The organism is Nocardia terpenica, assembly GCF_013186535.1.
Taxonomy (GTDB): Bacteria; Actinomycetota; Actinomycetes; order Mycobacteriales; family Mycobacteriaceae; genus Nocardia; species Nocardia terpenica.
The window spans coordinates 60,017-80,089 of the sequence record NZ_JABMCZ010000002.1 but is presented as its reverse complement, the minus strand read 5'-3'; the positions used below and the strand labels follow the sequence as shown (position 1 = coordinate 80,089).

General features: G+C 67.9%; 16 protein-coding genes. 6 read left to right on the top strand and 10 right to left on the bottom strand.

All coding sequences use genetic code 11. The features are described 5' to 3' along the window. Positions 1 to 19: 19 nt before the first annotated feature. Both HPY32_RS11730 and HPY32_RS11725 read left to right on the top strand, forming a co-directional pair. Positions 20 to 361, top strand: coding sequence for a WXG100 family type VII secretion target (locus HPY32_RS11730; protein ID WP_067581507.1), 342 nt, complete (start codon positions 20 to 22; stop codon positions 359 to 361). Between the two features lie 50 nt (positions 362 to 411). After that, entirely contained in the window at positions 412 to 696 is a 285-nt protein-coding gene (locus tag HPY32_RS11725; RefSeq protein WP_082870863.1) for a WXG100 family type VII secretion target, read from the top strand. A 62-nt stretch (positions 697 to 758) separates the two neighbouring features. Here HPY32_RS11725 and HPY32_RS11720 read toward each other — a convergent pair whose 3' ends face one another. The 8 genes from HPY32_RS11720 to HPY32_RS11685 form a co-directional block, all read right to left on the bottom strand. After that, complete coding sequence (locus HPY32_RS11720) at positions 759 to 2,237, bottom strand: serine/threonine-protein kinase (protein ID WP_067581513.1); 1,479 nt, start codon at positions 2,235 to 2,237, stop codon at positions 759 to 761. A gap of 20 nt (positions 2,238 to 2,257) precedes the next feature. After that, the gene (locus tag HPY32_RS11715) at positions 2,258 to 3,463 is read right to left on the bottom strand and encodes a DUF7373 family lipoprotein (protein ID WP_067581516.1); all 1,206 of its coding nucleotides are present in this window, start codon (positions 3,461 to 3,463) and stop codon (positions 2,258 to 2,260) included. A gap of 54 nt (positions 3,464 to 3,517) precedes the next feature. Then, positions 3,518 to 4,741 (bottom strand): DUF7373 family lipoprotein, encoded by a 1,224-nt coding sequence (locus tag HPY32_RS11710; RefSeq protein WP_067581519.1) that lies wholly within the window; start codon positions 4,739 to 4,741, stop codon positions 3,518 to 3,520. 5 nt (positions 4,742 to 4,746) lie between these two features. Continuing rightward, complete coding sequence (locus HPY32_RS11705; RefSeq protein ID WP_067581521.1) at positions 4,747 to 6,246, bottom strand: serine/threonine-protein kinase; 1,500 nt, start codon at positions 6,244 to 6,246, stop codon at positions 4,747 to 4,749. A 97-nt stretch (positions 6,247 to 6,343) separates the two neighbouring features. Further along, the gene (locus HPY32_RS11700; protein WP_067581524.1) at positions 6,344 to 7,549 is read right to left on the bottom strand and encodes a DUF7373 family lipoprotein; all 1,206 of its coding nucleotides are present in this window, start codon (positions 7,547 to 7,549) and stop codon (positions 6,344 to 6,346) included. A 9-nt stretch (positions 7,550 to 7,558) separates the two neighbouring features. Further along, complete coding sequence (locus HPY32_RS11695; RefSeq protein WP_067581527.1) at positions 7,559 to 8,734, bottom strand: DUF7373 family lipoprotein; 1,176 nt, start codon at positions 8,732 to 8,734, stop codon at positions 7,559 to 7,561. 7 nt (positions 8,735 to 8,741) lie between these two features. Then, positions 8,742 to 9,971: a DUF7373 family lipoprotein gene (locus HPY32_RS11690; protein ID WP_082870864.1), complete on the bottom strand. Its 1,230-nt coding sequence runs from the start codon at positions 9,969 to 9,971 to the stop codon at positions 8,742 to 8,744. A 44-nt stretch (positions 9,972 to 10,015) separates the two neighbouring features. Continuing rightward, positions 10,016 to 11,506 carry an alpha/beta fold hydrolase gene (locus tag HPY32_RS11685; RefSeq protein ID WP_067581534.1) on the bottom strand — a complete coding sequence of 497 codons (1,491 nt, stop codon included), beginning with the start codon at positions 11,504 to 11,506 and terminating at the stop codon, positions 10,016 to 10,018. A 161-nt stretch (positions 11,507 to 11,667) separates the two neighbouring features. Between HPY32_RS11685 and HPY32_RS11680 the strand changes: the two genes are divergently transcribed. After that, positions 11,668 to 12,795 (top strand): metallophosphoesterase, encoded by a 1,128-nt coding sequence (locus tag HPY32_RS11680; protein ID WP_067581537.1) that lies wholly within the window; start codon positions 11,668 to 11,670, stop codon positions 12,793 to 12,795. Between the two features lie 6 nt (positions 12,796 to 12,801). On the opposite strand, the gene HPY32_RS11675 is transcribed toward HPY32_RS11680, so the two are convergent. Further along, positions 12,802 to 14,241: a type VII secretion-associated protein gene (locus tag HPY32_RS11675; RefSeq protein WP_231951554.1), complete on the bottom strand. Its 1,440-nt coding sequence runs from the start codon at positions 14,239 to 14,241 to the stop codon at positions 12,802 to 12,804. On the opposite strand from HPY32_RS11675, the gene HPY32_RS44570 reads away from it, so the two are divergent. Together HPY32_RS44570 and HPY32_RS11670 are read left to right on the top strand one after the other, a co-directional pair. Then, positions 14,231 to 14,632, top strand: coding sequence for a hypothetical protein (locus tag HPY32_RS44570; protein ID WP_067581542.1), 402 nt, complete (start codon positions 14,231 to 14,233; stop codon positions 14,630 to 14,632). The genes HPY32_RS11675 and HPY32_RS44570 overlap by 11 nt on opposite strands. A gap of 97 nt (positions 14,633 to 14,729) precedes the next feature. Next, positions 14,730 to 15,944 carry an FHA domain-containing protein gene (locus HPY32_RS11670; protein WP_231951447.1) on the top strand — a complete coding sequence of 405 codons (1,215 nt, stop codon included), beginning with the start codon at positions 14,730 to 14,732 and terminating at the stop codon, positions 15,942 to 15,944. 6 nt (positions 15,945 to 15,950) lie between these two features. Here HPY32_RS11670 and HPY32_RS11665 read toward each other — a convergent pair whose 3' ends face one another. Beyond that, positions 15,951 to 17,393, bottom strand: coding sequence for a neutral zinc metallopeptidase (locus tag HPY32_RS11665; RefSeq protein ID WP_067581549.1), 1,443 nt, complete (start codon positions 17,391 to 17,393; stop codon positions 15,951 to 15,953). Between the two features lie 79 nt (positions 17,394 to 17,472). On the opposite strand from HPY32_RS11665, the gene HPY32_RS11660 reads away from it, so the two are divergent. Next, positions 17,473 to 19,986 (top strand): FHA domain-containing protein, encoded by a 2,514-nt coding sequence (locus HPY32_RS11660; protein ID WP_067581552.1) that lies wholly within the window; start codon positions 17,473 to 17,475, stop codon positions 19,984 to 19,986. Positions 19,987 to 20,073 lie beyond the last annotated feature (87 nt).

Sequence of the window (20,073 nt, the reverse complement as noted above, 5' to 3'; positions counted from 1 at the left end):
ATCATCACAGGAGGAAGACATGGGCTTCAAGGTTGGGGCAGATCTCGGCGACTTCTCGACCCAGATCCAAAAGAAGCACGACGATCTCGTGGGCCTTATCCAAAGGATTCAGACCAACTCGGAGACGCTGATCGGCAAATGGGACGGTGACGCTCAGCGGGCCTACCGGGGCGTCATGGACAACTACTTCGAGAAGGCGCGGCGGCTCAACACCGACCTCGAGCACACCGGCGAGAATGTCGCGCAGTCGGGCAAGAGCTTCGTCGCGCAGGACTCCAGCTTCGGCAGTCAGATCGGCCAGGCCGGTGGTGGGTTCGATGGTGGCCCCGCCGCTACGCCCGGCAGCTCTATCAGCCTGTAATCGCTCGAACCCAACCTGAACAACGAGCATTTTTCGAACGGAGAACTGTAATGATTCGTTTTACCAAAGAGATGTACGACGACATCTCCACCATTCAGGGCAACGTCCAGCAGATCGAAACGGCGCTCGAGGATTTCAAGAAGTACGTCGAGGGCTGGGTCACCGAGAACTGGGAAGGTCAGGCGAGCGGGGAGTTCACCTCGTTCATGGGGAACTGGCACAACCGGACGACGGATCTGAACAACACGCTGCACTCCACCCATGTGGCGGTTCAGCAGGGTGTGGACGAAACCTTCGCGAACGACGCCTCCCAGGCAGCCCGCTACGCCATGTAGTGGTCCGATGGCTGCGGGTCTCGAGTAGTCGATCGGGAGCCCGCAGCCATCTTCGCTCTTTCCTATTTCACAAATGTGGCCAGCAGCGGAACCAGCTTGTCAAGCAGCGTTTCGCCGGATGTTTCTGTCCAATTTCTGATGGCGGCCACCGTGGCGGGGTCGTCCACCACGATGACGGTGGCATGCGCGGAGGTGATCTGCGCCGGCAATCCCAGCTGTCCGCCGCCGCCCGCCCTGGAATCGCTCCGGGTCACGAGGATGTAGCTGTCACTGATATTTGTGAATGTCGAATACAGTGCGCCACCGTCCAGCGGTCGCGGTGAAATCTCCTGGCCCTGCCGGGTCTCGGTCGGGTCGTAAACGAATCCGAGGTTTTCGAGGAAATCGGTCTGAGGCCCGGGTTTCAGATAGATCGAGACATTCGGCGACACCGGCGAGTCCCCATTGCTGACATCGGCCAGGACGAGTGACTTTCCGGCGAAGGCGGGATGCTCCTGTCTCGCCTGGGCGACCGAGGTGGCTTTTTTCGGCAGCGCGGCCGTCGTCTCGGATGTATTCGGGGCGCCCGAATGCGTCGTGCTCGTATTCCGGTCGGCCCACAGCAGCCCACCCGCCGTGACCGCGCCGACCACCGCGAGTGCTCCGACGGCGAGCGCCGCGCGTTTCGGGCCGGTCCGGCGCGGACCGGGCGGAATGTCTCCCGAGGTGAATGCCGCCGCTGCGGCGTCGGTGAATTCGCGGCAGGAGTCGAACCGATCGGCGGGTTTCTTGGCCATGGCCCGCGCGAATACATGGTCGAGAGCGGGCGGGAGGTCCGGTCGCGTCGCGGCCGGTCGCGGCGGCGGTTCGTGGAGATGACCCATCACCACCATCGCCGGCTGTGTGGTCGGGTACGGGTTCTGCCCGGTGAGGAGCTTGTAGAACGAGCACGCCAGGCTGTAGATGTCGGATCGATGGTCCAGCGGATAACCGGCGAGCTGTTCGGGTGAGGCATAGGCGATGGTCGCGAGGAAGCTGCCGGTTTGGGTCAGCTCGGTGGAATCGTCGGTCGATTTCGCGACCCCGAAGTCGGTCAGTAGGACGCGCTGATCCTCCCCCTGCCCGCTGGACAGCAGAAAATTCGCCGGTTTGATGTCCCGGTGGAGTAATCCCTTGCGATGAGCGTGGTCGAGCCCCTTCCCGACCTCGGTGATGATGCGCAGCGCCCTGGACGGTGTCATCGAATGCGGGGAGCGGGCGACCTCCGCGGCCGCGTCGGTGCCGTCGACATACTGCATCGCGATCCAGAGCTGGCCGTGTTCCTCGCCGCGGTTGTGGACGGCGACGATATTGGGATGATCGAGACCGGCCGCCAGATTGGCTTCCCGTTCGAAACGGCCGCGGAACTCTCGATCGCGCGACAATTCCGGGCTGAGCACCTTCAGGGCGTCCATGCGAGGCAGGCTCGGATGTTTGGCGAGATAGACGGTGCCCATCCCGCCCGCACCGAGCACTCGCACGATTCGATATCCGCCGACGATGGTGCCGGGGCTCAAAGCCATATCCGTGGTCTCCTCGTAAGCTACAGCGAGTTGGCGAGCAGGGCGTATTGGGCGTCCGCACGTTGCTGTGTATCGCGCAACTGGTCACCGTCCACCGTCGCGACATACCGCCGATAGCCGACCGCGCAGCGGAATCGCTTGTGCGTGAAATCGGCATTCTTGTTCTCGGCACATGCGGAATAGGGCGGTCCTATCGGTGGATCCGCGGGAACGGAATCCTGCGCCTGCACTATTCGGGCTGTCAATGCCCGGGCCGCTTGCTCGTCCCGAGTGCGAATCACCATGGATGTATGGTACGAAGCGTCCTGAGTGAGCGCGGCCCGGTCCATCCCTGCCTCGGTGAGTATCTTTCGGTATCGATCCTGATCATCGACCCGATGGAGGAATCCTCGCAAGGCCATCGTCGCCTGATTTTCGAAGGACGGATCGCCCCAGGCGTCGGTATTCAGGGTGCGATCGAGTAAGCCGTCGGAATCGTACGGTAGGCGCAGAATCTCTTCGGTGCTCAGCGGGCGAAGAGCGTCGAGAAGGGGAATTTGAGCGGCATAGGTCTTGTGGAGAACGGCGGCGGGTCCGCCCGAATCGCGGATATTTCCGAGAATGAGGGTCACGACATAGCTCCCCCGCGCCAAGGTGGATACGGCAATGGAATCATTCGGGTTCCAGTGGGCGTGCGCTCGGGGGTCATCGGGAAGGTCCAGGTGGTTCTGGCCCGGTGCGGCGGCGAGATCTGCCGCCTCGATCTCGCCCGCGGCCCGGTCGGCGGCCGTGTCGTTCGGGAACTGCATCACGACCACGGTGGCCGTTGCCGCGTTCGGTGGAAGCCGCCCGTACTCACCGGGTTTCATGTCACTGGTGGAGACGGCGACGCCGTACATCATGCCGTCCGGCTTGGCGATCTCCTTCAGGACCGGTCCATTGGCGCCCTGGACGAGTTGCGAGGCACTGGTGTCGCCCGATACGGGAATGGCACCCTTCCCCCAGGTGAAACGCGGGTCGATTTCCTGCCCGGTGACGACCCGATCCGCCAATCGCATGGTCGCGAGCGATTGCCCGGTCGACAGGGTCGGGTTGTAGGTGTAGCGGAGGTCGAGCGGTTCGGTCGGATACGTCCCCACATCGAGCTTTCGCACATCGATTTCTCCTGCGATCGCGCCGCCGGGGATCGCCGAGTCGCAGCCGCTCAGCGTGGCCGTGAGAACCAGGATTGCGGCGGTGCCGTGCACTGTCCGAAGTCGTGTCGTTCGATGCATCTATCGTCCTGTTCGCCGGAAGCCGCGCTAGTGGCTGTTCGCCAGCAGTGCGTATTGCGCGGATATTCGCTGATACACGTCGTTCAGCTGATTCGACGAAACCCAGGCGGCGTAGCGGTCGTACGAGACCGAGCAATAGAATCTGTTCTTCACCGCAGGCGGAACACGGTACTCACGGCACAGTGCGAAAGGCAGGTCCCGGGGAGGCTCGAGTCGGCCGAACTCCCTGGTGGGTTCCCCCTTCTCGCGAGCGATCGTCTGCGCGCCGACGATGTCACGAGCTCGATAGACGAAGCCTCCCCTCCAGGAAACCCGATCGACGCCCGTCCGCTCGAACAATTCGGCGTCCTTCCGCGGCGCGGGGGAAATCTGTAACCCGCCGCGACGCGTAAAATATCCGGGCACTCCCGGCTGCGAGGTATCGGTGTTCGCGGTCGGTAATGCTCGTGCCAGCATTCCGTCCGGATCGACATCGGCGTCCATCAGCCGGTCGGGCTGCGCAGGGGAAAATTTCTGCAGGCTGTCGGATATCTTTCCGATGCTCTCCGTCACCCGTGACACCAGCCTCGGCATATCGGTGGAATTCAGGATCTTCATCACGTTGTCCTGGACGAAGGTGAATATCACATACCGGCCCGTCGCAAACCACGATCGGATGATTCCCGGTTCCCCTGGGGCGGCGTGTGCGCGGGCCGTGGGATATTCCCCGATGGCGACGGGAGCGTTGTCGGGCCTGCTGGCGAAGTCGGCCCCGGCGAGCGTATCGGCGGCAGCGGCCGCGTTCTGCGCGGTGTCGTACAGCATGACGACGTTGTCGAGAGTGAAGGCCAGGTTCGGTGTGGGATCGGAGCTCCCCATGGTGGCGAACCCGCAGACCAAGCCCTTGATCTGGTCGTTGAGCAGATCGAGGCGAGCGTTCGTGCGGGTCTTCATCGCCACCGTGTCGATTTCGATGAAACTGTGCGCCGTTCGCGACAGCGGAATCGGCGGATATTTCACCGCCGGATCTATTTCCACCGGCAGCGGCAGGCTGTCGCCCAATCGCATGGATTCGACCAGCTTGGCCATCTCCATGTTCTCCGGCTTACCGTACCGGTGCGGCGTCGTCGGATTGTTCCCGACATCCAATCGGCTCAGGTCCACGACCGGATCGGCGGGCTTCTCGACCGGACGATCAGCCCCGCACGACGCGGTGACCGCGATGACCGAGGTGCACGCGAAGATGAGCAGCCCCCGCCCCAATCTGTTCATCACCCTTACTTCACGATCTTCCCGACCACCGGCACCATCTTGTCGATCAGTGTCCCCCCGGACTGGTCCGTCCACACCTGGAACGCCTGGATCGTCGAGGGGTCGTCGATGACGACGATTGTCGGGAAGCCGTTGAAACTGGAGGGGAGGCCGCGCATTCCGCCGTTGCCTGCCTGGCTGTCGGTGCGGAGGACGATGGCTACGTCGGAGTCGGTTTTGAGGTCGTAGTTGGTGGGGGAGAGGGGGCGGGGGGATTTCTCGTCGCCGACGGCCTTGTAGTTGGTGCTGTAGCGGAAACCCAAGTCTTGCAGGAATTTTGCTTGGTCGCTGGGGGTGAGGTAGGCGGACATGGTGCCGTCGCCGAAGTTGAAGGCGGTGACCGTTTTGCCGTCGAACTGGGGATACTTGCTGCGGACCTGGGCCATTCGGTCGGCACCGGGGGTGCCGGTGGAGCCCTTGGTCAGGTAGAAGGTGCCCGCCGCGGCGGCGAGGATCGCGACGAGCGCGATCGCTCCCCACAGCACCGTCTTTCGCAGCCGGGACGGGCCGGAGGGGCCGTTGCGCAGCGTGTCGATGAGGCGGGCGTCGGTGTCCGCGCGGGGGTTGAAGCCCTGGATGCGGACCCGCGGGTCGGTGGACTGCGGGGCGGCGTACTGCTGGCGGGGGCCGAACATCGCGGCCTCGGCGTCCTGCACGAATTCGCGGCAGCTGTTGTAGCGGTTGGCCGGATGTTTGGCCATGACCCGCGCCATGACGCCGTCCAGTCCGGGTGGCAGGTCCGGGCGGACGGCGCTGATCCGCGGCGGGGGCTCGTTCAGGTGGCCCATCATCACCACGGCCGGAGCCGTTGCGGGATAAGGGTTCTGGCCCGTCAGCAGGCGGTAGAAGGCGCAGCCGAGGCTGTAGACGTCGGCGCGGTGGTCGAGCCGGTCGCCGGTCAGCTGCTCGGGAGCCGCGTAGGCGACCGTCGCCATGAACTGTCCGGTGGTGGTCAGGTCCTGGCCGTCCTCGGCCGACTTCGCGACGCCGAAATCGGTGAGCAGCACCCGTTCCTCGTCGGCGTCGACGGTGGACAGCAGGAAGTTGGCGGGCTTGACGTCGCGGTGCAGCAGGCCGCGCCGGTGCGCGTGGTCCAGGCCCTTACCCACCTCGGACACGATGCGCAGCGCCCGCTGCGGCGTCATGACCGACGGCCCCTTCTTGGTCTCCTCGGCGGCGTCGGTGCCCTCGACGTACTGCATGGCGATCCACAGCTGGCCGTTCTCCTCGCCCCGGCTGTACACCGTGACGATGTTCGGATGGTCCAGTCCGGCAGCCAGATTCGCCTCGCGTTCGAAGCGGGCCCGGAATTCGGGATCGGTGGACAGGTCGGCGCTGAGCACCTTGAGCGCGTCCCGCCGCGGCAGGATCGGGTTCTGCGCGAGGTAGACCGTACCCATGCCGCCGCTGCCGAGCACCCGTAGCACCCGGTAGCCGCCCACGATCGAGCCCGGCCGCAACGGCATTCGATCCTCCTAGCGATTGTCAGACGTCCCGAACAGGCCCTGTCCGTCGGGAAGAACCTAGCAAGCCGGTGGTCGGGGTTCTACCCGCCCGACGCCCTCACCACGTCACGAGTAGCCGATACTGTGCCGCCGTTTTCTGATGCAGATCCTGGAGTTGCTTTCCCGCGGTCTGGACCACATATCTGTCCACCTGGAAAATGCAGAGATTCATGTCGACCGATTGGCCGTCCTTGGTCAGTGCGGCGAAGCATTCCGCGTTGTCCCCCAGGCCCTTCGGAGGGGACACCATCTTGCGGTTCGGCTCGGGGTGGGTGGAGGGTTTCCACTCCTGCCACAGTCGTCGGGCGCCCTCGGCGGTCCGGCTGCGGAATACCGCGCCGTCGCCGAAGGAAATCCGGTCGAGGTCACCGGTTTTCAGGAAATCGAGGCTGGTGCCCTGCATTCCGGCCGCCGCGCCGCGGCCGGTGTAGACGGCGTCGGGGTCGGCGCGCAGCTGTTCCTCCGGGTTCGTCGGCAGGGTGTGGCCGAGCAGGTCGTCGGGGTCCAGCGGGATGGTCGCCAGGGCGTCGGCGGGGGTCGGGGCGAACTTGTCCAGCAGGGGGAATTGGACGTCGAGCAGGCGCTCGACCTGGGAGACCAGGGCGGGCAGGTCGGGGGCGGAGGTGTCGTCGGTGACCTTCGTGAATACGACGTACCGGTCGTGGACGGCCCAGGCGCCGATGGAGGAGACGGTCGGGCGCCAATGGGATTTCACGTCCGGGTATTTCGGGATGGTCACCGGCTGGTTGTCGGGATTGTAGGTGAAATCGTCGTGTTCGAGGGTGGGGCCGACGGTCGCGGCCGTGGTGGCGTCGGGGAATTCCAGGACCGCGAGATTCATGAGCCGCTGTTTGTCGCCCGGATTTGTTGTGGCCGTTCCCATGGCGTTCTGCCATCCGGCCACCAGATCCTTGGCCACATCATCGAAGGTGTCGTTGATGATGAGATCCCCCAGCGCCTTTCGGTTCAGGACGATGTGCGGCTTCAGCGCGAACAACGCGTCCTGGGTATAGGTGGGGTCGGCCTCCGATGGCAGGGCGACATAGTCGGCAAGCCGCTGCGATTCCCGGACCCGGGCCTGTTTCAGGCTCTTGGCGTGTCCCAGGATGCGGGGCTTGACCTGATAGTTTCCGACGTCCAGCTGCGACAGGTCCGGCGTCTGCCGCACGGGCGTGCCGGGAATATCCGATCCGCACGCGCTCGCCGCGGCCGCGATCAGCCCGGCGGTGAGCAGCGCGAGCAGGCATCGATTCGGCGCGGGCACGTTCTCCCCTTATCTTCCGGCCGCGAGCAGTTTGTACTGCGCGGCGGTCTGCTGATACAGAATTTGCGGCTGGGTGTCCATCACTTCGGCGACATACCGGTCGTAGGTCAGGTAGCAGCGCAGCTCCGACTCGTCCGGATCGCGGTTCTTCAGGCATTTCGCGGTCGGCAGTCCGGGCGGGCCGTCGATAGGCTGATAATCCACGGACAGCTCGTCCAGGAAGGCGGCCCGAAGCCGGTGCGCGGCGGCGGAATCGGCGGTGCGATACACCGTGTCGGCATTGCTCGACACGAGATCGACCTTGGCATCGTCGAAGGCCCGCTTCGACAGATCGGGCCGCATCTGCCGGTGCAGCGCCGCGTGCGGGGAATACACGCCGGTGGTCGCCGACGGCTTGTCCGCCGGGAGCGTGCGGCCCAGCAGGCCGTCCTTGTCCGCGGCGAGGGTGGTCAGCCGATCCGCCGGTGTCGGCCGGAAGGTCTTCAGGCCGTCGATCAGCCTGTCCAGCACCTTCTTCGTGAAGTCGATGAGCGGCGCTGGATCCGGCGGGGTGGTCAGGGCATCGGAGACATAGGTCGACACGACGTAGGTGTCGGAGACCAGCCAGGTGCGCAGCGCGTCGTATTGGCTCAGATCCGCCTGCGCCGCAGGATATCCGGGAATGGTCGCGGTGGCCTTGCCCGGATATTGCCCGCGCTCGTTGTCGGCGATGGCGCGCGCGGCATCGGCCGCCTGCCCCGCCGTGCCGAAGCGAAGGACGGTCATATCGGCCGCCAGCCCCAATTCCATATCCGACCGCCGCCGACCACGGGTGAACCATCCCGCGACGAGTCCCGGGGCCACATCCGAGAATTTGGTGTCCTTGTCGAGAATCGGCGGCGGATACGCGGCGGTGCCCGCCTCCGACAGGCCCGGGCTGTAGATCATCCTGCTGTCGATATCCATCATCAACGGCACGACGTCGGCCAGGCGGATGGACTCCTGCACCGCGCTCGATTCCGGAGTCTTGGCTTTCTCGACGTCCTGCGGTGTGGCGGGGTAGTTTCCGGAATCCAGTTTCGAGATATCGACGGCCGGTTCCGGTGGCGCGGTGTGCGAATCGCCGCAGCCGCTCATCGTGACGGTCGTGATCAGCAGCAGGGCGGCGAAGACCCGCCATCGGCTCGATGCGGTGAACGATGTCATGAGCTGCCTACCCGTTGTTGACCAACATGGCGTACTGCGCCGCCACTCGCTGATAGAACGAGGGCGAGATGCCCGCGGCACGGCCCTCGGTGCCCACCACCGCCACATAGCGGTCGTAGACCACCGCGCAGAGATAGCTGTAATTGCGAACCGGCTCGCGCTCATCGAGTTTGATGCAGTGCGCGTCGGTGATTCCGGGCGGGTTGGGGAATTCCTCGTCGTTCTTTCCCGGCGTGGTCAGCGCCGCCTGCAATCGGAACGCCGCCTCGGTATCGCGGGTGCGGTAGACGGTTCCGTCGTTCTTGCCGACCAGATCGACCCCGGTCTGGGCGAAAATCGGCCGGAGCGCGCCCGCGTCGCGCTCGAGCTGAAGCTGTCCGGCGGGCTCGTACGGGCCGACGGTGGTCTGGTCGATGATCGAATCCGCGCTCTGTTTCTGCGGCGGCAGGGCCAGACGCATGATGCCGGACGGGTTCTGCGGGAGATCGAGAATATCGTCCTCCGCGGTGGGGTCGCTCCTGTCCAGCCGGGGCAGCGCGATCGACAGGTACTTCTGGAAACCGGTGGTCAGGGCGTTCGCATCCGGCTTCGGAACGGTCAGCATCACCAGGAGCACGTACGGGCCGCGCGCGACGAACAGCCAGCCCTTGGCGTCGGTGAGCGAGGACGCATGGGCATTGTCGAATCCGCTGAGGGGAAGGGGATGCCGATTGTCCGGAATCGCACCGGGAGTCGCCTCCAGATCCTGCGCGGCGCTCCGCGCGGCGGCATCCGACGGGAATCGCATCAGATAGGCCGACATGAACTTTCGGTTGCGCAGGTCGTCGTTGTTGCGGCTGGTGTAGGCCCCGGCAATGAGATTGTTCTTCTCCAGCGCGGGCTTGTACGCCTGCGGAAGCACCCCCACGGTGACGATTCCGTAGTCCTGCACGAACGAGGAATCCCCCAGGCTCAACAGCTGCGTGCCGCCGAGATGATTCATCTCCGGGTCGATTTCGTCGGGAGAGGTGAGATAGCCCAGCAGACGCCGCGATTCGATGGCGAACACATCGTCCTTGGTGCTCAGCCTCGGCTTGTAGTCGAACGGCTTGGACTGGTACGGCCCGACCTTCAGCTTGGCGACATCCGGCACCGTCAGCCCCGGCACGGCGTGACCCGCGGTCGTCCCGCACGCGGTCAGCGCGACGACCGCGGCGACGGCGGTGACCAGTCCCGATGATCTCGCGGCACGGCGCACCGGTTCCCCCTCTCCTCTGGCTCTGGGCATCGTACGCGAGTTGCCTACTTCGGGAAGAACGCCGGATCCGGCCGGCACGTGATGTCCGTCGCCGGTAACGCCCCGGTCTCCAGATACGCGTTCACCGCATCGTTCAGGCACGGGCTCAGCCCCACCCGGAACGTTCCGTGAATTCGGGTATCGGCCAGGGTGATCAGCCGTGACCCCGTCAGATCCCGGTGCAGCGCAAGACCTTCCGCGTAGGCGACCCGGGTGTCGCGGGTGGCGTGCAGGGTGAGGACGGGGACGGCGTTGTGGATGTCGGTGGGCGGCTCGACGGGGTCGGGCCAGTACGCGCACGCGGTGATGTTGTGCGCGAACGCGCCGAAGACGGGCTGGGTGGCGCGGGTGCGTTCGATGGCGTCGTAGTACCAGGCGGGGTCGCGGGGAGCCGCCTTGTCGTCGCAGAGGATGGCGGCCATGCCGGAGGTTTCGACGGGGACGGCGGAGGTGATCTTGGCCTTCACGGCATCCATGTCCAGGGGCAGGCCGTCGACACCGTCGGAGATCATCCGGACCATATCGGCCAGACTGGCGTTCAGCTGCGGGTTCAGCAGGAGGGCGAGCAGCATGAGCGGGACGGTGTGCTCGTCGACGAGATAGCCGCTGCCGAAGACCGGGTGGGCGGCGGCGCGCCGCACCAGATCCTCGACGAAGCCGCGGACCGCCGCTGCCGTGGCGCCGAAGTGGTAGTCGGCGTCGTGGCGGGCGGCCCAGGCGGCCCAGTCGTCGAGACCCGCCTCGTTGATCGGGCCCATGTCCTGGAACATGCCGACCCAGTAGCGATCCGGATCGATACCGCTGTCCAGCACGATCCGGCCGCTGTGGGCGGGGAACAGCTGGGTGTAGACCGCGCCGAGATAGGTGCCGTAGGACGCGCCGTAATAGTTGAGCACCGGGTCGCCGAACGCGGCGCGGATGACGTCCATGTCCCGGGCGGTATTGCGGGTGGTGATGTAGCGGACCCGATCCGGATGCGCCGCCAGACACGAGGCGGCCAGCGCCCCGGCCAGGGCGGTGTCGCGTGCGTACCCGAAGACGTCGAAACCGGCGGAGAACAGCATGGTGGGTAGGGGGACAACGCATGTCACGGGATCGGAGCGGCCGATGCCGCGCGGGTCCATACCGATCAGGTCGTACCGGGCCCGCACCTCGGGGGACAGCGTCTTGCGGACGCCGACCATCATGCCCAGGCCCGGGCCGCCGGGGCCGCCGGGATTCGACAGCAGGATGCCGCGCCGCCGCGCCGGATCGGTCGCCGCGATCCGCGAGATCGCGATGGTCAGCGTGGGTCCGTCGGGTCTGCTGTAGTCCAGCGGCACAACGACTCCCGCGCACTGTGCCCCGGCCCCGTCCAGCGCCGGATCGTCGCACGGTCGCCAGTCCAGGCGCTGATGGTAGAAGCGGTCCAGGCCGGGCGGGTCGGCGCTCGCCGGTCCGGCGGGCACGGCGGCGAGACCGGCCAGCAGCACCACACCGAGTGCGAGACGTCGCATCCACCCAGCCGACATCGAAGCTCCCGTTCCCCGCGGCGATCGTAGGGGGCGAAGATTACTCCCGCCGCGCGCGACACGGCGGCGAAGACGCGCGCCGGTATCGTCGGAGGAGTCCGAAGCGCCTCGTGCGCTGCGCGTGCGCCGTCCGAGGTGGATTACCGATGCGACTCGTTCCCCGTCTGATCATGTTTCTGGCGATTCCGGCCCTGCTGCTGGCCGTGCCCTGGTGGGTGCTCGTCGGCGCGCCCGCGACAGGAACGGCGTTCTGGCTGGGCACGGCGGTATTCGTGCTCGGGTTCGTCGCGCTGCCGGTCGGCATGCTGCTGGGGCACGGGCGGGCGCACGTGGACGCGGCATCCATGGTCGGCGACACCCTGCTCGGCGTGACATGGGTGCTGTTCACCTGGTCGGTGCTCGGGCTGCTGGCACAGGGCGTGCTGGCGGCGGTCGGGGTGGCCGATCCGGGGCGCTCGCGCGGGGTCGCGATCGGCGTGCTGGCGGTGTCCGCGGCGCTGGTGGTGTGGGGTGTGATCGAGGCGCGGCGGGTGCCGCGGGTGCGGACGGTCGAGGTGCGGATTCCGGGTCTGGGGGCGGGGCTGGACGGGCTGCGGCTGGTCGTGGTCACCGACACGCACTTCGCGGCGCTGAACCGGCTGCGCTGGTCGGAGCGGGTGGTCGAGGCGGTCAATGCGCAGCGGCCCGATATCGCCTGCCACGCGGGCGATCTCGCCGATGGTCCGGTGGATCGGCGGCGGTCGCAGGTGGATCCGCTCGGGAAGGTCGAGGCCGAGCTCGGCCGGTTCTACATCACCGGCAACCACGAGTACTTCGGTGACGCGGCGGGCTGGATCGAGCATATGCGCTCGCTGGGCTGGCAGCCGCTGCGCAATCAGCACGAGATCCTCACGCGCGGCGGGGATCGGCTGGTGCTGGCGGGCATCGACGATCCGACCGGTGTGTCGCTGGCCGGGCACGGGCCCGACCTGAGCACCGCGCTCGCCGGGACGGACCCGGACCTGCCGGTGGTGCTGCTGGCCCATCAGCCCAAGCAGGTCGCCGAGGCCGCGAAAGCCGGTGTGGCACTGCAAATCTCGGGGCACACGCACGGCGGCCAGATCTGGCCGTTCCACTATCTGGTCCGGCTCGACCAGCCCGTGGTCGCCGGTCTGAGCAGGCACGGGGAGCGCACCCAGCTCTACACCAGCCGGGGCACCGGATTCTGGGGCCCGCAGCTGCGCGTCTTCGCGCCCAGCGAGATCACGGTCCTGGTGCTGCGGCCCGCGCGGTGAGCGGCCTCACGGATTGATCCGAATGTCGTGCACGACCTGCTCGCAGGTCGCGGCGATGGATTGCCAGGTGCCCGAGGGATATTGGCAGCCGATACTCACCTCGGTCCCCGAGTCGACCAGGATCTGCCAGCGCACGGTGGTCTCGTCGCCGGGATACTCCTCGTAGGACAGCCCCGGGCGGTCGCCGAAGACGACATCCCGGCGCAGCGGGCTCGCCGAGCCGACGGGCCGAGTGCCGATCTGAGCATCGAGGTCGCGCGCGACATCCGCCACCCCGGAACCGGCGGTCAAAGGCTGCTGTACGAGTGTAATCCGTTGCCGCGCACCATCATTCGGCATAATATCGACCCGAGTCGTGGTATCGGTCGCGATGCGCCAATCGAGCGGGATCTGGGCCCGGATACGGCCGAAGGTATGGGCCGTCGTCCGGGTGGTACCGGGCTGTGGCGCATCGGGACCACCCGACCGTCCCGCGTCCGGCGCGGACGAAACCGGCGGAGGCGTACGACCTTCCCCAGTGCTACCCACCGCCTCCGTGGACGTAGCACCCGCCCCCGAGGTACCGCCATGATCGGGCCACAACAGCAGACCGGCACCCGCACCCACCAACACCACCGTCGCACCACCCGCGACGAAGAGCAACAGAGCGCGCCGACGGTAGAAAGCCCGTCCGGCACAAGCACTTTCCCCCAGCCCACCCCTCGACCGCTCGCCGCCCCGGCGTGTTGGCCGCTCGTTATCCCGGAGCGTTGACAGCCCGTCGCCCCGGAGCGTTGGCCGCTCGTGGTCCCGGCGTGCTTTTGGCCGGGACCTCAGGGGATTCCGGCCAAAAGCATGCCGGAATGACCATGCGGACTCCGCGGTACGCCGGGAGGGCGATGCGGAGTCCGCGGCATGCCGGGAGGGCGATGTGGAGTCCGCGGCATGCCGGGAGGGCGATGCGGAATCCGCGGTGTGGCGGAAGGGCGATATGGAGTCCGCGGCGTGGCGGGAGGGAGATATGGGTTCCGTGGAATGTTGGAAGGGTGGCGTGGGTTCGGCGGCGTGGTGGAGGGACGGTGGGGACTCTCGTGGGGGAACGGGTGGGGTGGGGGAGGGTTGGGTGTGCAGGAGGTTTGGCGTGGGTAGCGGGCGGACATCGATTGGGGATCCGCATCGCTCGGCTAGGGCCGTTCGTAGGTCTTCCAAGTGGGTTGGGTCCGAGATGCCTACGGCCAGTAGGTAGGTGGGTGTTCGGGGGCCGATCAGGCGGGCGACGATTGCTGCGATGGCGGGCCAGCCGTGGCCCTGCTGTACGTCGGCGCTGCCGATGGTCGGCTCGTGTTCGCAGCTCTCCAGCCAGGTTTGGTGGCCGGAGCGGCCGATGAGGCTCACCGTCGTGGTCAGGGGGGCGAGTTCGAGGACGGCGATTCGTTGCTGCTGACCGGCCGTCGCGGTGAGTGCCATCGCGCGCACCGCCATCGGCTCGACGGCCACCTCGGCAGCGAGGCGGCGCGCCGCCGACTCCACCGCCGCCAGCCGTCGCCGCCCCCAGTCGGTCGGCGTGATCACCGTCAGGCGTTCGCAGCGGGCGGGCAGCCGCAGGTTGGTCAGGGCCGCGCCGAACACCACCGCGAGCGCCTCGGTGATCGTCGGCGCGGCGGGCCCGAACGCGATCCGGTCGGCGCTGGCCAGCCGAACCGCCGAGACCGCCGGGTGCCGGAGTGGTTCTCCGACAACGAAACTCGTGCCGTCGTCCGCGGGCGCGAGCGAGGGCGGCGCGTCCCAGTGCGCCGACTCGCCGCGCGCCCACAGCCTGGTGTCGGTCAGCACCAGCTCGACCGCGGTCGAGCCGTGATCCGTCATGGCGGGGATCGTACGCGGGGGTGGCGCCCGATCGCTCGGCGTGTGAACGGCACCGGGTGGCTTAACCTTGATCGTGTGGTGAGGACCCGGTGCGCACTTCCCGGAGGCCGATTCCGTTGATGGATCGGCAGGTCGAGGTTGTCGCGGGCAACCATGTCGTGGTGCGGGTGGCGGGGGCGGTCGTCGTGGTGGCGCATCGCGAGCCCGGGCGGGTGACGGCGGAGTCGGCGGCCGTGCGGGTGGCCGAGGCGCTGGCGCAGCAGATCACCGCGGCCGCCGAGCGGGCGCCGGACGGCCCGGGGCGACTGGTGGCCCGGGAGGTCACGGGCTGGCTGATGCGCGATGCCGCCCGATTCGGCGGGCGGGTCGACCTGGGTATCGTGTCCCCGGCGGATTCCGGTGCCGTGGCGGTCTTTCTGCACGGGGCGGTGACGGCGGTGCTGGTCGGCGAGCGCGGCACCGAATACATCCGCGGTGTGGACGCCGCGTTCACCGTCGACCGGGTGATCGAGCCCCCGGCCGTCGCGCTCGCCGTCTTCGCCGACGACGACCACGGCCGCATTCCCCCGCTCCCCGAACGCGGCATCGGCTCGCTGGCGGCGGGCGTCGCCCCGGCAACCGGCGCCATCGTCTGGTTCGAGGGCGAACGCGGCCGAAATCGCCCGCGCCCCAACTCCGGAGCCCACCGCCGCCCCGAGGACCTCCCCGAATCCCCGTATCCCGCGCCGACCGACCAGATTCCGGACGCGCGCCGTGGCGCGTCGGCGGCGAGTGCCGATCCGGATTTCGAGCGGCGGTTGGAGGCGACGGCCAAGGCGACCACGGTCCTGGTGAAGGTGCGCGGATTCAAGTGCGCGCGTGCGCATCCCAGCGATCCGCGGTCGGCGTTCTGCACGGTGTGCGGGATGCCGGTCGACCAGACGCAGCCCGCGGCGGAGGTGGTGCGCCCACCGCTGGGGATGCTCGTGCTCGACGACGGCGCGACCCACCTGCTGGCCAGCGACGTGGTGATCGGCCGCGAACCGGAGAATTCCGATGCGGCACAGCGCGGCCTGATCCCCATCAAGGTCGACGACAGCTCCGGCGGCATGTCCCGCGCCCACGCCGAGATCCGCCTGGTGAACTGGGACGTCACCGTCGTCGACCGCGGCTCCACCAACGGCACCCGCGCCCGCCGACCCGGCTACCACGACTGGATTCGCCTGCAGCCCAACCACCCCGTGGTCCTGGCCCACGGCTCGGAACTCATGCTCGGCAACCGCGTCCTCCGCTACGAACCCGCCGCCCCGCCCCCGTTCGCCTGAGCGGGGTCAGGAGTAGCGCGACTCGCAGGTCTGCTGACTGCCGAGCACCCCGGCGCGGAAGGCGTCGACGCGGGAGAATCCGCTGCGGACGGTATTGCCTTCGACGTCGCTGGCGGCCAGGCCGTCGGTCAGCAGGCCCGACACCGCCTTGTCCAGATCGCCCAGGGACAACTGGATATCGCCGCCGGGCGGCCGGTGTGGATCGGCGAGCTTCGCGGTGATCACCCCCGATAAGCATGCCGCGCGTAAGCCGGTTTTCGCGCCCGTCAGGGCCTGGTGCGCGGTGCGTTGCACCGCGAGGGTGTAGCGGGAGACGAACACGACGTAGGCGTTGTAGTCGCCGCCGATATGTGTCGGAAATCCGTCCTGGTCATCGGTATTCGCCGCGCCGCGCTCGGCCAGGGCGGGAACGTCGGTACCGATGGTGTTGGTGGACGGGCAGTACGAGACCGGAACGGTGTCGGAGCCGTCGCGGCAGTGCAGCTTCGCGCCGTGGTAGTCGTAGGTCGGCTCGTAGGGCATCGGCATCACGGCCGCCATCGCCTTGCCCAGCTCGACCAGATTGTCCTTGGTGATCGGCAGCTCGCCGTGGGTGCCGTCGGTGCCGAAGGACTGCGGCAGATTCCTGCGGCGGCGGTTGATGTCCTTCATATTGATGGCCTTGCAGCCCTTGGGCCCGTCGGTGAAACCGATCTGCACGGCCGTGACCCGCTCGAACGCCGAACCGTGCACGGCCTCCGGATCTCCCGGATTGGCGTCGCGGATCGCCACCGTCGCGGCCAGCACGCTGTTGAGCCCGTCGGAGGTATTGATCGTGAAGTGCCTCGACCCGCCCTCGGCGACGTGCCGCATGAACACCCCCGCGAAGCAGTCGGCCTGCTGCTCCTTCACCAGCACCGGATCCTTCGCGCCGACGATGTGAGACATGGTCTGGATGGCGTGCCCGTACTCGTGCGCCAGCACCATGACCACCGCCATCTTGCCGAAGCTGTCCCGCATCATCGGCAGCAGCACCGCGCGGTCCCACCCGACCGAGTTGTCCAGGCGGCAGTACGCGGCGTTCACCAGGTGATAGGTGGTCTCCTTGCAGAACTGGGATTCCTGCACCCGCGGCGCCTTCGCGCTCCACGAGTAGAACTTGGTGACCGGGGCGAACTCACCGTCGAATTCCTTGCTGTATACGCTGCGCCAATAGGTTTGGATGTCGTCGAGGGCGTCGAGGGCCAGCGTGTCGATCTCGCCGTTGTCGCCGCCGACCGCGGTGAGCGTGGTGTCGGGGACGCCGGGGCGCGGCCCGCTGGGGCCGCTGGTGGTGGGCAGCCCGGCCACCTGGAACGGGTCGTCGTAGATCGAGACCGCCCGGCCGTCGACCGTCATCGAGCAGCCGCTCAGCAGGGTGGCCGCCAGCAACAGCGCGCCAAGTGCCGCAATCACCTGGCGTTTCAGCACAACTGCTCCCTCCCCGGGTCGGCCGCGTCTGTGTGCAGAGCATCGTACGGGGTCCGAGGCATCGAATAGGATCCCGGCCATGTCATCATCGGGGGCGCAGAAGATCACCGTGCGTCATGAGGGAACCGACCGGGTCTTCGATTCGAGTCAGCACGTCACCCTGGGCCGCGCGCCCGAGGTGACGCTGTTCGTCGACAGCCCACTGGTGTCCCGGGTGCACGCGACGCTCGCCTGGCACGGCGGTGCCTGGGTACTGAGCGACAACGGAAGTACCAACGGCGTGTTCGTGGACGCGCAGCGACTGACCCGGCCGGTCTCGATCAACCGGCCCGTGCTGGTGCGGCTGGGGGATGCCGTCAGCGGGCCGCTGCTGCATCTGGTTCCGGCCGCGGGGGTGCGCCCGGTCGCGCCGCCCCCGCCGAGCCGGTCGAATCCGTCGTATTCGCCGGGGCCGCAGGGCCGTCCGCCGACGCCGCCGCCCGGCCGCCCGCCCGCCCCGCCGCAGCACTCCGGCCCGCCGCAGCGGCCGCGGCCGAATCACCAACCGCCGCAACCGGTCGCGACCACTATCGAGATGACCACCAAGGCCGACACCTCGGCGCTGCCGCCGGTACGGGCCCGCGCCCGGACCGCACCGGTCGCGCGCGCCGACCGGATCCCGGCCGCGGGCCTGGCCATCGGCCGCACCGGCGACAACCAGATCGTCGTCAACGATCCGCTGGCCTCGCGCCGGCACGCCCGGCTGATCTCCGACGGCACGGGCCTGGCCATCGAGGATCTCGGCTCGGCCAACGGCACCTTCGTCAACGGCCGCCGCGAACAGCGCTCGGTGCTGCGCGAGCGCGACATCGTCACCATCGGCAATATCGACTTCGTCGTGCACGAGGGCACGCTCGTGCACCGCAAGAAGCCGGTCGCCGAGCAGGGCCTGCACGTGCACGGCATCGGGTTCGCGGTCGAGGGCAACAAGCAGCTGCTGGTCGATGTGAACATGCAGGCCGGGCGGGGCACGCTCACCGCGCTCATCGGCCCGTCCGGCGCGGGCAAGTCGACGCTGTCGAAACTCGTTGCGGGAACGACCCATCCGTCCGCGGGCGTGGTCACCTTCGAGGGCCGCAACCTGCACGCCGAATACGAGGCCATGCGCAGCCGGATCGGCATGGTGCCGCAGGACGACGTGCTGCACCGCCAGCTCACCGTGCGCCAGGCCCTCGGTTTCGCGGCCGAGCTGCGGCTGCCCCCGGACTCCAGCAAACAGGACCGGCAGCGGGTGATCGACGGTGTGCTGAAGGAACTTTCGCTCACCGAACACGCCGACACCCGGGTCGACCGGCTGTCCGGCGGTCAGCGCAAACGGGCGTCGGTGGCGCTGGAGCTGCTCACCGGTCCGGCCCTGCTGCTGCTCGACGAGCCCACCTCCGGCCTGGACCCGGCGCTGGACCGGCAGGTCATGACCATGCTGCGGGAGCTGGCCGACGCGGGCCGCACGGTCATCGTCGTCACCCACTCGGTGGCGTGCCTGGACATGTGCGATCAGGTGCTGCTGCTGGCGCCCGGCGGCAAGACCGCGTTCTGCGGGCATCCCGCCGCGGTCGGGGACTTCCTCGGCACCAACGACTGGGCCGAGATCTTCGCGCGGGTGGCCGCCGATCCCGACCGGGCCTTCGCCAACTATCGGTCCCGGCAGGCCAGCGTGCCGCCGCCCCCGCCGGTCGCCCCCCGCGGCGTCGCCGGGCAGCCGCCGAAATCCGATGGCCGCAAACAGTTCTCGACGCTGTCGCGGCGGCAGGTCCGGCTCATCCTGGCCGACCGCGGGTATCTGGCGTTCCTGGTGGTGCTGCCGTTCGTGCTGGGCGTGCTGTCGCTGGTGGTGCCGGGCAAGAACGGATTCGCGCCCGGCCCGCTGGTCCCGATGCCCGACGGCACGTTGGTGTCGAGCGGTGGCGGCGAGACCCAGCAGCTGCTGGTGGTGCTCATTCTCGGCGCGTGCTTCATGGGATCCACGCTGACCGTGCGCGATCTGGTCGGGGAGCGGCCCATCTTCCATCGCGAGCGGGCGGTGGGGCTGCTGCCGTCGGCGTATCTGCTCGCCAAGATCACGGTGTTCGGCGCGGCCGCGCTGCTGCAGTCGGCGGTGCTGGTGGGCATCGTGCTGGCCGGGAAGAATCCGCCGGGCAAGGGCACGCTGATTCCGTCGGGCAGCGCCGAGCTGTACATCGACCTGGCGTTCACCGCGGTGACCTGCGTGGTGATCGGGCTGCTGCTGTCGACCGTCGCCAAGTCCAACGAGCAGGTGATGCCGCTGCTGGTCGTCGTGATCATGTGCCAGCTGGTGATGGCGGGCGGCATGATCCCGGTGACCAACCGGGTGGTGCTCGAGCAGCTGTCCTATCTGTTCCCGTCGCGCTGGGGGTTCGCCGCCGGATCGTCCACGGTGGACCTGCGGGCGCTGTTCGTCAACGCCCAGCCCGATGCGCTCTGGCAGCACAAGTCGGGATTCTGGTTGCTGGACATCGGAATGCTGCTGGTGCTGACCGCCGCGCTGGCCGGGCTCACCTGGTCGCGCCTGCGCCTGAAGAAGTCCGCCGCATGAGCGGGGGGAATGGGCCGCGCCGCGCCCGCCACGCGCCGCGGCGACCCGGCGGTGCATCGGCCCTGTCGCGCGTGTCGCCGGATCGGC

What these genes read in the sequence shown, in the direction of transcription:
- HPY32_RS11730 (WP_067581507.1), top strand. Translation starts at nt 20, where the DNA reads ATGGGCTTCAAGGTTGGGGCAGATCTCGGCGACTTCTCGACCCAGATC.
- HPY32_RS11725 (WP_082870863.1), top strand. Translation starts at nt 412, where the DNA reads ATGATTCGTTTTACCAAAGAGATGTACGACGACATCTCCACCATTCAG.
- HPY32_RS11720 (WP_067581513.1), bottom strand. Translation starts at nt 2,237, where the DNA reads ATGGCTTTGAGCCCCGGCACCATCGTCGGCGGATATCGAATCGTGCGA.
- HPY32_RS11710 (WP_067581519.1), bottom strand. Translation starts at nt 4,741, where the DNA reads ATGAACAGATTGGGGCGGGGGCTGCTCATCTTCGCGTGCACCTCGGTC.
- HPY32_RS11705 (WP_067581521.1), bottom strand. Translation starts at nt 6,246, where the DNA reads ATGCCGTTGCGGCCGGGCTCGATCGTGGGCGGCTACCGGGTGCTACGG.
- HPY32_RS11695 (WP_067581527.1), bottom strand. Translation starts at nt 8,734, where the DNA reads ATGACATCGTTCACCGCATCGAGCCGATGGCGGGTCTTCGCCGCCCTG.
- HPY32_RS11685 (WP_067581534.1), bottom strand. Translation starts at nt 11,506, where the DNA reads ATGCGACGTCTCGCACTCGGTGTGGTGCTGCTGGCCGGTCTCGCCGCC.
- HPY32_RS11680 (WP_067581537.1), top strand. Translation starts at nt 11,668, where the DNA reads ATGCGACTCGTTCCCCGTCTGATCATGTTTCTGGCGATTCCGGCCCTG.
- HPY32_RS11675 (WP_231951554.1), bottom strand. Translation starts at nt 14,241, where the DNA reads ATGGCACTCACCGCGACGGCCGGTCAGCAGCAACGAATCGCCGTCCTC.
- HPY32_RS11660 (WP_067581552.1), top strand. Translation starts at nt 17,473, where the DNA reads ATGTCATCATCGGGGGCGCAGAAGATCACCGTGCGTCATGAGGGAACC.